We start from the raw sequence: 14,074 nt of genomic DNA, 5'->3' as shown, positions 1-14,074 counted from the left end.
TGGCGTCAATTTCGTCCAGCCTTTGTTAGCATAGACCGTTGTGAATCATTCTCCTGTAAAGAGGTAAAGTGTGCCAATCTTTATTCTAACCATGCAAAAGCCAAGAAGCAACCGGAGACAAGTTTCCGGCTGCTTCGGCGGTTTACATGCAGAAAATATGCTCACCAATCGTCTTCACTTGCGGACGGCTCCAAATCCATTTGGAGGTGGCTGTTTTCGGATTAAAATAATAGAGACAACCTCCGCTTGGGTCCCAGCCGTTCAATGCCTGACGCACTGCTTTCTGTGCAGTTTCATTCGGAGTGAGCCAGATTTGACCATCAGCTACAGCTGTAAAGGCTCCAGGTTGAAAAATTACCCCAGACGGTGTGTTTGGAAAACTGGGGGATTTGACCCGGTTTAAAATAACTGCCGCTACGGCAACTTGACCTTCAAACGGCTCGCCACGGGATTCACCATAGACCGCATTGGCCATAATTTTAAGATCATTTTCAGATAGCCCCATCGTGTTGGCCGATCCCATCGTTTCATCATTTTGATCATCATTGGCCGCTGTCTGTCCTTGTGTGGAGCCTTGATTTTTACGGTGCAAAGGAGTTTCTGTCGGTTTCCAGTGAGGAGTAGCGTTGACCAGCTTCAGCTTTGTTTTCGCTCCGACCACTCCATCCGGTGTCATGCCAAATTCCTTTTGAAATCCTTTGACAGCCTTTAACGTGCTGTTGCCAAACTGACTGTCCACCTGCGCGCCGAAAAAACCGAGCAGCTTCAATCGTGATTGCAACTCATATACATCCTGACCGTAAGAACCAAAATTAATCGCTTCTGAGCTGAATGTCGGCTGGGAAGGCTGCGCCACTTGTACTTTCTGTTGTGTATTCAGCTGTTTTGCTTGCTGCTGTGCAGAGTCAATTTTTAAAAGCCCTGTGTACGTAATAGCCGAGGCTACGAGAATACCCGTGCAAATCCAGACCATTGTCTTTTTCATATGCTGTGATCTACCTTTCTTTTGTGGGATTAACAGGATGGCTACGTTTATTATGACAAGCTCTGCTTGAAGCTATTCACCCTTTTAATCTTCTTACAGCAGACAGCCGCAGCACCTGAAAAAACAGCACAAAAAAAACGCTGTCTGTACGGATGAAGTTGCCATATTGAAGCAACCGTCCAAGCGTACAAACAGCGATTTCATGTAGTTCTGATAAAAGCTAATGATCAGGAGCTAACTTTATTTTGCTGATATTGCTCTATTGAGATAAGTACCTCCCGAGGCTTGCTGCCCTCGTAAGGGCCAATCACACCGCGAGCCTCCATGGAGTCAATCAGCCGGGCAGCACGTGTATAACCGATCCTCATCCGGCGCTGAAGGAGAGATACGGAGGCTTGCTTGGCTTCCAAAATGATGTTGACGGCTTGATCATACAGCTCATCCAGCATTTCATCCGCATCAGCCGATACCTCTTCCACCTCAGGCACCAGCGTTTCATCATACTGCGCTTCACCCTGTTCACGCACGTAGTTAACGATATTCTCCACTTCCTGATCACTCATAAACGCCCCCTGAACGCGAACCGGCTTGGAGGCTCCCATCGGCATGAACAGCATATCACCTCGTCCAAGCAGCTTCTCGGCTCCCCCCATGTCCAGTATGGTACGGGAATCCACCTGCGAAGAAACACCGAAGGCAATACGTGAAGGAATGTTGGCTTTAATAACCCCGGTGATAACGTCAACCGAAGGTCTCTGCGTAGCAATGATCAGATGAATGCCTGCAGCACGCGCCATTTGGGCAAGCCGGGCAATCGCATCCTCCACATCTCCGGCAGCTACCATCATCAGATCCGCCAGTTCGTCAACAATAACGACAATGTATGGCAGAAATGCAGCCGGATTGTCTTTCATCAGATTGTTATAGCCTTCAACATTGCGTGTTCCCGATTTGGAAAATAACTCGTAGCGTTTTTCCATTTCAACAACGATTTTTTTCAAAGCAAGCGAGGCACGCTTCGGATCGGTCACGACTGGAGCCAACAAATGCGGAATTCCGTTGTACACGTTCAACTCCACCATTTTCGGATCGACCATTAGGAATTTGACCTCATCTGGCTTCGCTTTATACAAGATGCTTGTAATAATCCCATTAATACACACCGATTTACCTGAGCCCGTTGCTCCGGCTACAAGCAAATGGGGCATCTTGGCTAAATTACCGACAATCGTCTGACCTGCAATATCACGTCCGAATGCAATGGATAAATTGGAAGCTGACTCCTGGAAAACAGTTGTCTCCATGACCTCGCGCATCGTTACGATGGAAACTTCATTATTCGGAACCTCAATTCCGATAGCGGATTTGCCAGGAATCGGAGCCTCCATACGGATATCTTTTGCAGCAAGCGCAAGCGCAATGTCATCCGTCAGGCTCACAATACGGCTGACCTTCACACCAATGTCCGGCTGAATTTCATAACGCGTTACGGCAGGTCCACGGACAACCTCCAGCACCTTTGCCCGCACACCAAAGCTTTCCAGCGTTGCCTCCAGCTTGCGTGCCGTTTGCATGTAATCCTTTTGTCCCATACCCTTGCCCGCGTTTTGCGGTTTGGCAAGCAAACGAAACGACGGAAGCTTATACGGTTTAGGAGGCGGTGGAGCAGGCATGGCTGCATCGGCACCTTCAGTCCCGACACCTGTTAATCCGGTTGCAGTCGTCTGAGCTTGTCCTTCAATACCTTCCGTTGTGCTATGAGCCGCCGATGCATTATCCATATCTGTGTTTACCACAGCATCCGTGAAGTTATCATCCAGCGGCTCATCATAGACAGAATCCGAATGCTCCGCCTCTACCAAAGACTCCTCAGCTTCTGATCTTTTTTCCTCATGCTTCACCTGCTCAAAGAAATCCCGAATAATCGGCGACCTTTTCACCGGAGCTGAGGCTTCCTCCCCAGCGTGCTCGATCACATCAGACAGCTCTTCTTCCTGGGTTCCGTTTCGCCACTGGGACTCTGCAGCCTCAGTCTCATATGGAAGGTCATAATTATCCTCATCCACATGGTCAGAATGCTCTTCCTTGTCCGATTTATCAGATTTTTTGAGACCAAACAACTGAAAGAAAATCGGCTGCTTGCGTGCCGGAGGCTGCATTTCTTCAAAGTCATCATCCATATCCTCCTCATAAGCAGGAATGGGCTCGGACTTGACTTTTCTATTGCCTTTGTCAGATGCCGAAAGTGGAGTCGCTTTACCAATCCACTTTTTTCGCACACTTCCCCCTGCTGTCAGTAGCTTGGTCCGTACAATCCGTACCAAATCCACATAAGACAGCTGGGTCAACAGCATGAAGCAAATAACAAACATGACAATCATAATCAGCTTGGCTCCTGTAATCCCGAACAGCCACAACAGAACGGTAAGCTGCAATGCGCCGACGTACCCGCCGCTAATATCCTTGTTCAGCATGGAGGTATGACCTACCTTGTCAGGCGACAGCAACTGCTCACGCATATCTATATGTATTTGGCTCATCACTCCGCCTGGTTGAAGCGCGTTAATCGGCCCCAAACGCTGCTCCATCGATGAAATAGAACTCATAAGTGTAAAGGCGAATACCAGTAACAGCAATCCCGTTTTACGTGAGTTCCACTGGTTCGGCCATTTACGATGAATCATCACCATCAGACCGTAATAAATGCCAATCAGCGGGATTGCAAAATAGAATTTTCCCAGTACAAGCCCGAACATCTTGGATAGCGACCGGCCAACCGCCGCTTCACCCGATAGCGCAATGACCGCCAATGTAATCAGCACAATGCCGTAAATTTCAAATTTTAGAACTCCGCCAAACACAGCCTTCTTTTTCTTTTTTCTTCTTCTGGACATACAAGGTCACCCCCCAGAAGAATATTATACCACGTCACCGGGTATCCGCACATATGTTCTTTTTCAGCAATAAACGACCTATTTTCGTGTTATTCGACACCTTCTACGACCACTCGATGACTTGCCCTGGCTCATAACGCGGATTCAGGTAGGCTTCCAGCGGGCAGTCCAACAATCGTACAATGATTCCCCGACGACTTTCGAGCTGCTGGACCTGCATAAGCAAACCATCCACCCGAACCTCTGCAAACCCCTCTGGCTCCTTCCACATACCTTCCCACACCATTTCCATTGGCATTACCGTATATAAGGTCATTGGGGCAGCTCCCCGCTATGCTCACCTGAATGCGTCTCTGTAGGGCTACCAGTAGCATTGGGTGAAAAAGGAGCAAACGAAGCCTGCTGCTGATTCCCTGCCAGCCCGTTTTGCTGGCGGCGTGTTTCAATGATGGTGTTCAACTGTTTCAGCGCCTCTCCGATGCCACCAACCGCATCCATCAATCCATATTTTACTGCATCGGCTCCACCAACTGCTGTACCAATATCGCGGTTTAATTCACCTGTTTTGAACATCAGTTCCTTGAACTTCTCTTCAGTGATCCGGGAATGGGAAACAACAAAACGCACGACGCGTTCCTGCATTTTCTCCATATATTCAAACGTTTGCGGGACTCCGATGACCAGACCGCTCATACGAATGGGGTGAATGGTCATTGTCGCACTCTCGGCAATATAGGAATAAGTGGATGATACAGCAATAGGGACACCGATACTATGCCCTCCGCCAATGACGATAGTCACTGTTGGTTTACTCATCGAAGCGATCATTTCAGCAATAGCCAGCCCAGCTTCTACATCACCACCAACTGTATTCAGCAATATCATTAATCCTTCGATTCGTGGGTTTTGCTCTGCCGCTACCAGTTGGGGAATGATGTGCTCATACTTGGTCGTTTTGTTTTGAGGCGGTAAAATGAGATGTCCTTCAATTTGGCCGATAATTGTCATGCAGAAAATATTGGATTCGCTTCCGGGCATGGAGGTTTGTCCCAACTGCTGCAACGCCTCCATAGCAGGTAAAGCGGGTCTTTGTCCAACTTCTGGTTGATCCGGCGTTTCTGTTTCCTCGTTGCCAGATGATAGGTTGCTGTATTGTTCCATATGGGTGATCTTCCTTTCGCTTTACGCATCTATGTGCCCCGTATTCACCCTCTAGTATGGGATGGGAATGGAATATTTTATACCCGTCCCCATGCCTTTCCTCAGTCGAAAAAGTCAAAAAAGCCTCTCCGCCCGCGGAAACCGTCCAATATTTCCTGCGGGAGAGAGGCGACTGTGTGCCTGTGACTTAAGTTTTTAATTCAGGTTTTCCAACAAATTTCAATTGACTCACACTTCCATTATAATTGGCAGGATCATCGGTCTGCGACGAGTTTGCTCGTACAAGAAGCGACCCAGTGCATCCTTGACGTTTGTCTTGAGGGAAGCCCATTCATTTACATTTTCACTCATGAGCTTATGCAATGTACTTGAGACAATACGATTGGCTTCATCCAGCAAGCCTTCCGATTCGCGGACATATACGAAACCGCGGGAAATGATATCCGGTCCCGATTTGATCGTACCGTCTTGCTTGCTCAGCGTTACAACAACCACCAGAATACCGTCCTGTGACAGCAACTTGCGGTCACGCAATACGATATTTCCTACATCCCCTACACCCAGTCCGTCGATTAGCACGTTCCCTGCTGTAACTTTACCAGCTCTGCGCGCCCCGCCGTTCTGAATTTCAATGACTTCACCGATGTCTGTGATGAAGATGTTTTCAGGCTCTACACCTACTCCTTCAGCAAGCAGAGCATGACGGCGTTGCATTCTAAACTCACCGTGAATTGGCAAGAAGAATTTGGGTTTCATCAGGTTCAACATCAGCTTGAGTTCTTCCTGGCTTCCGTGTCCAGAAACGTGGATCCCCGGATTAGCTGCGCTGTAGTATACATTGGCACCTAAACGGAACAATTCGTCAATCGTGCGACCCACATATTTTTCATTACCAGGTACCGGAGTAGCTGCGATAATGACTGAATCTCCTGGAAGAATATCCACTTTACGATGTGTGGAACGAGCCATTCTTGTCAAAGCGGACATTGGCTCGCCCTGACTGCCTGTGCAGAGAATAACTACGCGATCTGCTGACATTTTGCCAACTTCTTCAGGCTCGATCAGCATTCCGTCTGGAATTTCCAAATAGCCCAGATCAGAAGCAATTCCTACGACATTCACCATGCTGCGACCGATAACCGTTACTTTGCGCCCTGTCGCTTCCGCAGCATTGATAACCTGCTGAATGCGGTGTACGTTGGAAGCAAAAGTTGCTACAACCACACGCTGTCTCGACTTGCGGAAAATATCTTCCAGCACGATGCCGACGCTCTTTTCTGAAGGTGTAAAGCCCGGTTTTTCCGCATTGGTGCTGTCTGACAAAAGAGCCAGTACGCCACGTGCGCCGATTTCAGCCATACGCTGTAAATCCGCATATTGTCCGTTAACCGGAGTATGATCAAACTTGAAGTCGCCAGTATGAACAACAGCACCTTCAGGAGTATCAATGCAGACACCTACAGAATCCGGAATACTATGGTTTGTTTTGAAGAATGTTACCTTCAGCGAGGAACCCAGCTTGATTTCGGAATCAGCATTGATTAAAATCCGTTTGGTTTCGCCAAGCAGATTCGCTTCCTTCAGCTTGTTCTCCACCAATCCCAGCGTCAATTTGGTACCATATACAGGTACATTCAAATGTTTCAGCACGTAAGGCAAACCACCGATATGGTCCTCATGACCATGAGTCAGCACAATGCCTCTTACCTTGTCGCGGTTCTCTGTAAGGTAGGAAATATCAGGAATAACGATATCAATGCCGAGCATGTCCTCTTCCGGAAATTTCAAGCCGGAGTCCACCACGACAATGTCATTGCCGTATTGAACGACATACATATTTTTCCCGATTTCACCGACGCCGCCCAAAGCGAAAATCATCAATTTATCGTTGTTTGTTTTTTTAGACAAATGAATCTAAACCTCCTATGGTAGTTGGACGTCGTACCTTGATTTGTTTATTTAATTTTCAAAAAAATACCGCACCCAGTCACTTGACCTCATTATACATGATTAAAATACGAAAAAACAAGTCATCCAGTCCGTTACGCTAGGTTTCCCATTGCCGTCTAAAACCATTAGTCCAGTCCATTTATCCAGATGGATGGTTAAAAGCACGACAAAAAGGGCGTTCCATAAGAACGCCCTTCATGCCGAAAAATCTTGTCAGGCCATAAACTCTCACCGCGAGATCTTCAATTACCGAGTAAATAACTTCTTGATAAACTCCGCTTCCTCCTCGGTTGGAGGAATAAGCGGCAACCGAACCGAACCGACCTTAACATTCCGCAATTCCAATGCATACTTTACAGCGACCGGATTAGGCAGAGGATGAGGACATTCAAACAAGCCTTTGAAAACCGGGAACAACTGCTGATGCAGCTTCGCTGCCTCCTGCGCGTGCCCTTCAACAAGTGCATCGATCATCTGCTTCATTTCTGTGCCTACCACATGGCTGGCTACGCTGATAATACCATATGCGCCCACAGCCATAGCAGGCAATCCAGACGCGTCATCCCCTGAATAAACTACAAAGCCTTCTGGGGCTGCCGCTGCAATTTGTGTAACCTGCGCGAGTGATGCACATTCCTTGGTGCCCACAATATTCGGGATTTGTGCCAGACGCAGCGTCGTTTCAGCTGTCAGACTCGCTGCGGTACGGCTTGGAACATTATACAGTATAACTGGAAGGGAAGTGGAGTTCGCAATGCTTTCAAAATGCTGATACATCCCTTCCTGATTCGGTTTGTTATAATAAGGCACTACCAGTAGCACACCGTCTGCTCCTGCTTGCTCCGCAGCACGGGTCAAGTGAATGGAATGACGTGTATTATTGCTTCCGGTTCCGGCAATGATTTTACATCGTCCGGCTGCTTTTTCTACAACAAATGCAAATAGCTTGATTTTTTCCTCATCACTCAGAGTAGGGGATTCGCCTGTTGTCCCTGATACGACAAGTGACTCTGAATGTTGTTCTTCTATTAAATAATCAATCAACGAGGACAATGCAGCCCAGTCAATCTCTCCTTGCTGATCAAAAGGTGTCACCATTGCGGTAATCAGTCTGCCGAAGTTCACCATGCTGCCTCCTTTTTTTGCAAGTCCGAGCACGGACATGCGCCTACTGATGGAGTTCGAATTTATTATGCAATGCGCGTACAGCTTGCACCATATCATCTTTTTTTACAAGTACCCAGATAGTCGTGTTGGAATCTGCCGATTGAAGAATCTGTACATCTGATTCTGCCAATGCCTCTACAATCGTCGCCATAATGCCCGGTACCCCGTTGATACCGCCTCCTATGACTGAAACTTTAGCACACCCGGCCAGAATCTTAGCCTCTAGGCCCAAATTGTTCAACACATCAACTGCTTTGCTTCCATCATGATCGGACACCGTATAAACTGCCCCGGATGGAGTGACATTAATAAAATCAACGCTGATTCCGTGCTCCGCCATAGATTTGAATACATGCAGCTGCAAATGCTCCAAACCCGGCTTTAATTCTACGGTAATTTGAGTGACGTTGCCGACATACGCAATACCGGTCACGAAGCGGTCTACGATGTCTGCCTCTACGTCCTTGAAGCCTTCTGGATGTGTAACCAGCGTACCTTCTCCTTCAGAGAAAGTGGAGCGAACACGAACCGGAATATTCGCCTGCATAGCGATTTCAACAGCACGCGGATGGATAACCTTTGCTCCCTGATGAGCCATATTACAAATTTCTGTATAGCTAACATGCGAAAGCGGCTTGGCATTTTCTACAATGCGCGGATCTGCAGTCAATATGCCGTTCACATCCGTATAAATGTCAACCATATCCGCATGTAGAGCAACACCCAGCGCAGTGGCCGATGTATCACTGCCGCCCCGGCCCAGTGTAGTCATATCACCGTTTGCCGTCTGTCCCTGAAAACCGGTCACAATAACGACCCGGCCCTGGTTTAGCTCTTCCACAATACGATCCGGCTTTATATCCAAAATACGAGCATTGCCGTATTGATCATCCGTAATAAAGCCTGCCTGTGCACCAGTTAGCACCGTAGCAGGAATACCTTCCTTCTCCATCAGGCTGCATAATGTAGCGGCAGAAATGATTTCACCACAGCACAGCAGTAAATCCCGTTCGCGCTTCGGAAGACTGTCGCCGTTAGACGCCGCCCAATCGAGCAGCGTGTCCGTCGCATAAGGCTCTCCTTTCCTCCCCATGGCTGACACAACAACAACCAGTTGAACATTTTGTTCCAGCTCTCGCTTCACATGTCCCAGCACCAGTTGACGCGCTTCAGGTGTGGACAGCGAAGTTCCCCCAAATTTTTGCACTAAAATACCCATCATTCTTCCCCCATCTTACTCCCTGCTTCGGGAACGTTACTCCGCATTTGCAGCAATAATTTCCGCGATTTGTACCGCGTTCCATGCCGCTCCCTTGAGCAGATTGTCGGATACGACCCACAAATTTAATCCACGGCTATTGCCCAAATCACGGCGTACACGTCCTACGAATACATCCGGTTTTCCTGCGGCTTCGGATGCCAGCGGATAGAGCTGGGCAGCAGGATCGTCCACCAGCGTTACTCCTGGTGCCGAAGCAAGCAGATTGCGGATTTCCTCTAAATCATAATCTTCTTTAAGCTCTACATAGACAGATTCCGAGTGACCGTATACGACAGGAATCCGTACGCATGTTGCCGTTACTTCTACGGATTCGTCACCCAGTATTTTTTTCGTTTCACGTACCATTTTCATTTCTTCCAGTGTATAACCGTTGTCCTGAAATTTATCGATTTGCGGGATAGCATTGAAAGCAATCTGATGCTTCACTGGCAATGAGCCTACCGGCAACAGATCGGGCTGAGCATCTTCACCGTTAAGGATCGCTGCACTTTGACGATTTAACTCATCAATGGCACGACTTCCAGCTCCGGACACTGCCTGATATGTGGATACAATAATACGAGAAATTCCATATTTATCATATAATGGTTTCAAAGCAGCTACCATCTGGATGGTGGAGCAGTTCGGGTTGGCAATGATACCCTGATGCTCGGCAATTTTGTCACTGTTCACCTCAGGAACTACAAGAGGAGCTGTCGGTTCCATTCGGAATGCGTTCGTGTTGTCAATGCAAACTGCACCATGACGAACAGCATGTGGTGCCAATTCCTTACTTACGTCTCCGCCTGCACTAAACAAGGCAATGTCGATTCCTTCAAAGCTGTCGGGGGTAGCGATCTCTACTGGAATTTGCTGACCTTTAAAGCTAATTAACGTGCCGGCAGAACGAGGCGACGAAAGAAATTTAACTTTGTCCACAGGAAAATCTCTTTTTTCCAGCAGATTTACGATTTGTTCTCCTACAGCGCCCGTCGCTCCAACGACAGCTACATTAAACTTTCTATTGCTCATCTGGCTTATCTCCCCTTCTCGACTAAAAAAACCATTTTTTATTCTGAAAGCATCCACCGCCAACAAGAAATTAGACCCGATGCATGATCGAATCATCTTCTAGGCGAGGGATGCTCAGCAGTCAACTATAGTACTTCATAGGGTCTTGCGTTCCACAATCATCGGCTGAAGCTGTTTGCCCTGCATTGCTTCGTAAGCTGCCTCCGGAATCAGCTCCATGTTAGCCACAAGCGAGTTTGGCTTTTTAAGTGGATTGTCCTGTCCAAACGGCACAAAAAAGATGTTTTTAGCTACTAGTAACTTGGCGATATTGGCAGCATTCAGACCCAGACCATCATTGGTAGATATGGCCAAAAGAAGTGGACGACCATTGCGTAATTGCGCCTTGGCAGCCATTAAAACCGGACTGTCTGTCATCGCATTCGCCAACTTGCTCATCGAATTCCCCGTCAAAGGTGCAATCACCAGCACATCGAGCATTTGGGAGGGTCCCAGTGGTTCAGCCTCCACAATTGTAGAAATGATATCATTCCCTGTTATATCTTTCAACTGTTTTTGCCAACTTTGCGAAGTACCAAAGCGAGTATCCGTTGTTAGTACCGCATTGGATATAATGGGAATGACCTTAGCACCCTCATCAACAAAGCGCTGTATAACAGGCATTACCTCTTCAAATGTGCAATGTGAGCCTGTAATGGCATAACCTACTGTTTTCCCTTGCCAACTCATTGTGCATCCCCCCGCTCAGGATTATCTTCCATTAACAACTGCACCAGTGTATTCGCTATAATGGTACCAGCAGTTTTGGGAGCAACAATACCGGGAAGGCCGGGGGCAAGCACAGCCGTGATTCCACGTTTTTCCGCATAACGGAAGTCACATCCGCCCGGGGCGGAGGCAAGATCAATAATCACGGTGCTCAGTGGCAACTTAGACAGGATTTGCGCTGTGATTATCATAGAGGGTATCGTATTAAAAATCAAGTCAACTCCCTGTGTCTCACACGCTAGATCCCTTGTCATAAAAGGGCTCCACCCCATTCCCACCGCTCTCGCCGCTTCCTCTGCCCGCCGTACTCCAACCTTCACCTTGGCTCCCAAACCCTGCAGTACCCTTGCCATGGTAAATCCAGTCCGCCCCATGCCCAAAACCATGCAATCGGCACCATGAATCGTAAAATCTGTATGCTGAATGGCCATCATCAATGCGCCTTCGGCCGTAGGTATGGAGTTGTATATGGCTACATCATCTCTATCCAGTAGCTCCACTAGCTTCAAATCGTGCCTGTTACAAATATCTTTTAAGTATGTCCTCGCCATTCCTGTGTACACAACGCAATGCGGTGGAAGAGCAGCAGCATGCTCATTCAAAAATTGGAGCTTTTGCGCTCCAAAAAGTGCAGTCACGTTCCCTTCCTCATCGCATCCCACAACCGGCAGAATCAGCGCGTCTGACGATTCCAGCAGCTTGACAGACAATGGCTCTAGTGATACTCCTTTGAGTGGCGCTTCAAGCTTATCAAAACCAACCACGCTGACCGTAGCATCCATGTCCACACATTTGCGGATGACTTCAAGCTGCCTTGCATCGCCACCCAAAATAAGGATGCGTATTCCTGTTAGCATCCAGATCACTCCTTTCCGAGACACGATCATGTTTTTATTCTATGCATGCGCCCGGAAAGGGGTGAAAAGCAAAAAAGGCTGCCCCTTTATGGGACAGCCTTTATGTGTATTTATATTCATAAGCAGGCCATTTGAATACATGCCAAGAGCGATTTCAACTCGGTGATATATAGAGCGAAACGCATCAATTCGTTTACATGTTGTGCTGCCGAGCCATGAAAAATGAATAAGGAAATTTATAGATAAACCATATACTCAGCGTCCTGTATGACCAAAGCCCCCAGCACCACGCACTGTCTCAGACAACTGGTCTACTTGTTTCAATTCCACCTCAGGTACAGCCTGAAATACCATTTGCGCAATTCGCTCATTACGTGTAATCGTGAACGGTTCCTCGCCCAAATTAATAAGCAGTACCTTTATTTCCCCACGATAATCCGCATCTATCGTCCCCGGTGTGTTGAGACAGGTAATACCATGCTTGAGAGCCAGTCCACTACGTGGACGGATTTGTGCTTCCAGTCCGGCTGGCATCGCTATTGCAAATCCGGTTGGAACAAGGCAACGTTTGCCCGGCTCCAGCACCAGCTCCTCCTGTACCGCTGCATACAGGTCAAACCCGGATGCAAGCTCTGACATTTTACGAGGCAACTCAATATCTTCATTGCCCTCAAGTCTGTTAATTTCAACGTAAGTTAACAAAATAGTCCCTCCTCATATCCTTAACCGCTGAATCACTTGCTCCGACCATCGACAGAGCAAACGGCTCCGAGAACATCCGATTCAGCACCTTGTTCACATCATCAGCCGTCACTTGCTCAATATGTTCGATCATTTGATCCAGCGTATAATGCCGACCCAGCATCAACTCATTTTTTCCAAGACGGTTCATCCGGCTGCCTGTACCTTCAAGACTTAAAATCAAGCTTCCTTTTAATTGCTCCTTGCCTTTATGAATGTCATTAGCGTCCAATCCGTTGATAGCCACATCCTGCAGCAGCTCCAGCGTCAAATCCAGCACGTCCTTCGTCTGCTTAGGGGCCGTCCCTGCATAGATTGTGAACAAGCCGCTATCTGCATGAGAGCTATGATAGGAATAAACCGAATAAGCCAGTCCGCGCTTTTCCCGAATTTCTTGAAACAAACGTGAGCTCATGCCGCCGCCGATCGCATTATTCAACAAGACCATAGCATACTGTAGTTCGTCGCCAGTTGCAAATCCGGGCAGGGACAAGCAAATGTGATTTTGCTCCGTCGCTTTCTCATGATACAGCAGCTCACCGTTAAACGCAGGCACTGTCAGCGGCGAAGCGGTACCATGATTGTCAAAATGTCCAAAATGTTGCTCTAGCAATTCGATCAGTCGATCGTCCACATTGCCAGCCACACTGATAACTGTATTATCAATGGTATAACGCTCCTTCATATAGTGGCTGAGATGTGAGCTATCCATAGCAAGCAGATGCCCTTCGGTTCCGAGAATTGGAAAAGCCAGTGGATGTTCACCATAAGCTGCCCGAGATACAAGATCATGCACCATATCATCCGGTGTGTCCTCATACATGGAGATTTCCTCAAGAATCACATTTTTCTCTCTTGCTAGTTCATCACGATCCAATTTGGAATGAAAGAACATATCAGACAACACATCGACCGCGATTGGCAGATGCTCATCCAGCACTTTTGCATAATAGCAGGTATATTCCTTGGAAGTGAACGCATTCACATTTCCCCCGATAGCGTCGAATTGCTCGGCAATTTCCTTGGCATTAAAGCGCTCTGTTCCCTTGAAAAGCATGTGTTCAATAAAATGAGAAATACCGCTATTGTTCGATGTTTCATTCCGGGAGCCGGTTTTTACCCAGATACCAAAAGAAACTGAACGCACGGTTGGAATTTTTTCAATGACCACTCTTAGGCCGTTTTTGAGTTGAATTCTTTCCACGATTGGCCCTCCTAAACTGAATTGCATACTTAGCCATAATGTTCAATCCTAACA

12 protein-coding genes are annotated in these 14,074 nt (G+C 47.6%); all 12 read right to left on the bottom strand.

The genetic code is table 11. The annotated features are described in order from the left end of the window. Nucleotides 1–142 precede the first annotated feature (142 nt). The gene (gene sleB, locus WG8_RS10255) at nt 143–985 is read right to left on the bottom strand and encodes a spore cortex-lytic enzyme (RefSeq protein WP_007430088.1); all 843 of its coding nucleotides are present in this window, start codon (nt 983–985) and stop codon (nt 143–145) included. A gap of 227 nt (nt 986–1,212) precedes the next feature. Then, a complete protein-coding gene (locus tag WG8_RS10250) occupies nt 1,213–3,879 on the bottom strand; it encodes an FtsK/SpoIIIE family DNA translocase (protein WP_007430087.1) in 2,667 nt (888 codons plus the stop codon). A 103-nt stretch (nt 3,880–3,982) separates the two neighbouring features. Next, entirely contained in the window at nt 3,983–4,195 is a 213-nt protein-coding gene (locus WG8_RS10245) for a YlzJ-like family protein (RefSeq protein WP_007430086.1), read from the bottom strand. Further along, nucleotides 4,192–5,040 carry a ClpP family protease gene (locus WG8_RS10240; RefSeq protein WP_007430085.1) on the bottom strand — a complete coding sequence of 283 codons (849 nt, stop codon included), beginning with the start codon at nt 5,038–5,040 and terminating at the stop codon, nt 4,192–4,194. The genes WG8_RS10245 and WG8_RS10240 overlap by 4 nt, the downstream gene beginning before the upstream one ends. 228 nt (nt 5,041–5,268) lie before the next feature. Continuing rightward, nucleotides 5,269–6,948 carry a ribonuclease J gene (locus WG8_RS10235; protein WP_007430084.1) on the bottom strand — a complete coding sequence of 560 codons (1,680 nt, stop codon included), beginning with the start codon at nt 6,946–6,948 and terminating at the stop codon, nt 5,269–5,271. 288 nt (nt 6,949–7,236) lie between these two features. Next, nucleotides 7,237–8,118 carry a 4-hydroxy-tetrahydrodipicolinate synthase gene (gene dapA / locus WG8_RS10230; RefSeq protein ID WP_007430083.1) on the bottom strand — a complete coding sequence of 294 codons (882 nt, stop codon included), beginning with the start codon at nt 8,116–8,118 and terminating at the stop codon, nt 7,237–7,239. 40 nt (nt 8,119–8,158) lie between these two features. Continuing rightward, the gene (gene dapG, locus WG8_RS10225) at nt 8,159–9,376 is read right to left on the bottom strand and encodes an aspartate kinase (protein ID WP_007430082.1); all 1,218 of its coding nucleotides are present in this window, start codon (nt 9,374–9,376) and stop codon (nt 8,159–8,161) included. 36 nt (nt 9,377–9,412) lie between these two features. After that, nucleotides 9,413–10,450 carry an aspartate-semialdehyde dehydrogenase gene (locus tag WG8_RS10220; RefSeq protein ID WP_007430081.1) on the bottom strand — a complete coding sequence of 346 codons (1,038 nt, stop codon included), beginning with the start codon at nt 10,448–10,450 and terminating at the stop codon, nt 9,413–9,415. Between the two features lie 135 nt (nt 10,451–10,585). Then, nucleotides 10,586–11,179, bottom strand: coding sequence for a dipicolinate synthase subunit B (locus tag WG8_RS10215; protein WP_007430080.1), 594 nt, complete (start codon nt 11,177–11,179; stop codon nt 10,586–10,588). Next, on the bottom strand, nt 11,176–12,075 hold the full coding sequence (dpsA, locus tag WG8_RS10210) for a dipicolinate synthase subunit DpsA (protein ID WP_007430079.1): 900 nt from the start codon (nt 12,073–12,075) through the stop codon (nt 11,176–11,178). The genes WG8_RS10215 and dpsA overlap by 4 nt, the downstream gene beginning before the upstream one ends. Before the next feature lie 255 nt (nt 12,076–12,330). Next, on the bottom strand, nt 12,331–12,777 hold the full coding sequence (gene dut, locus WG8_RS10205; protein WP_007430078.1) for a dUTP diphosphatase: 447 nt from the start codon (nt 12,775–12,777) through the stop codon (nt 12,331–12,333). Next, on the bottom strand, nt 12,761–14,020 hold the full coding sequence (locus WG8_RS10200) for a M16 family metallopeptidase (RefSeq protein WP_007430077.1): 1,260 nt from the start codon (nt 14,018–14,020) through the stop codon (nt 12,761–12,763). The genes dut and WG8_RS10200 overlap by 17 nt, the downstream gene beginning before the upstream one ends. Nucleotides 14,021–14,074 lie beyond the last annotated feature (54 nt).

Source organism: Paenibacillus sp. Aloe-11, from assembly GCF_000245715.1.
In the GTDB taxonomy this organism is placed as follows: domain Bacteria; phylum Bacillota; class Bacilli; order Paenibacillales; family Paenibacillaceae; genus Paenibacillus; species Paenibacillus kribbensis.
The sequence above is the reverse complement of the archived record's forward strand: the minus strand, read 5'-3'. Positions and strand labels throughout refer to the sequence as shown.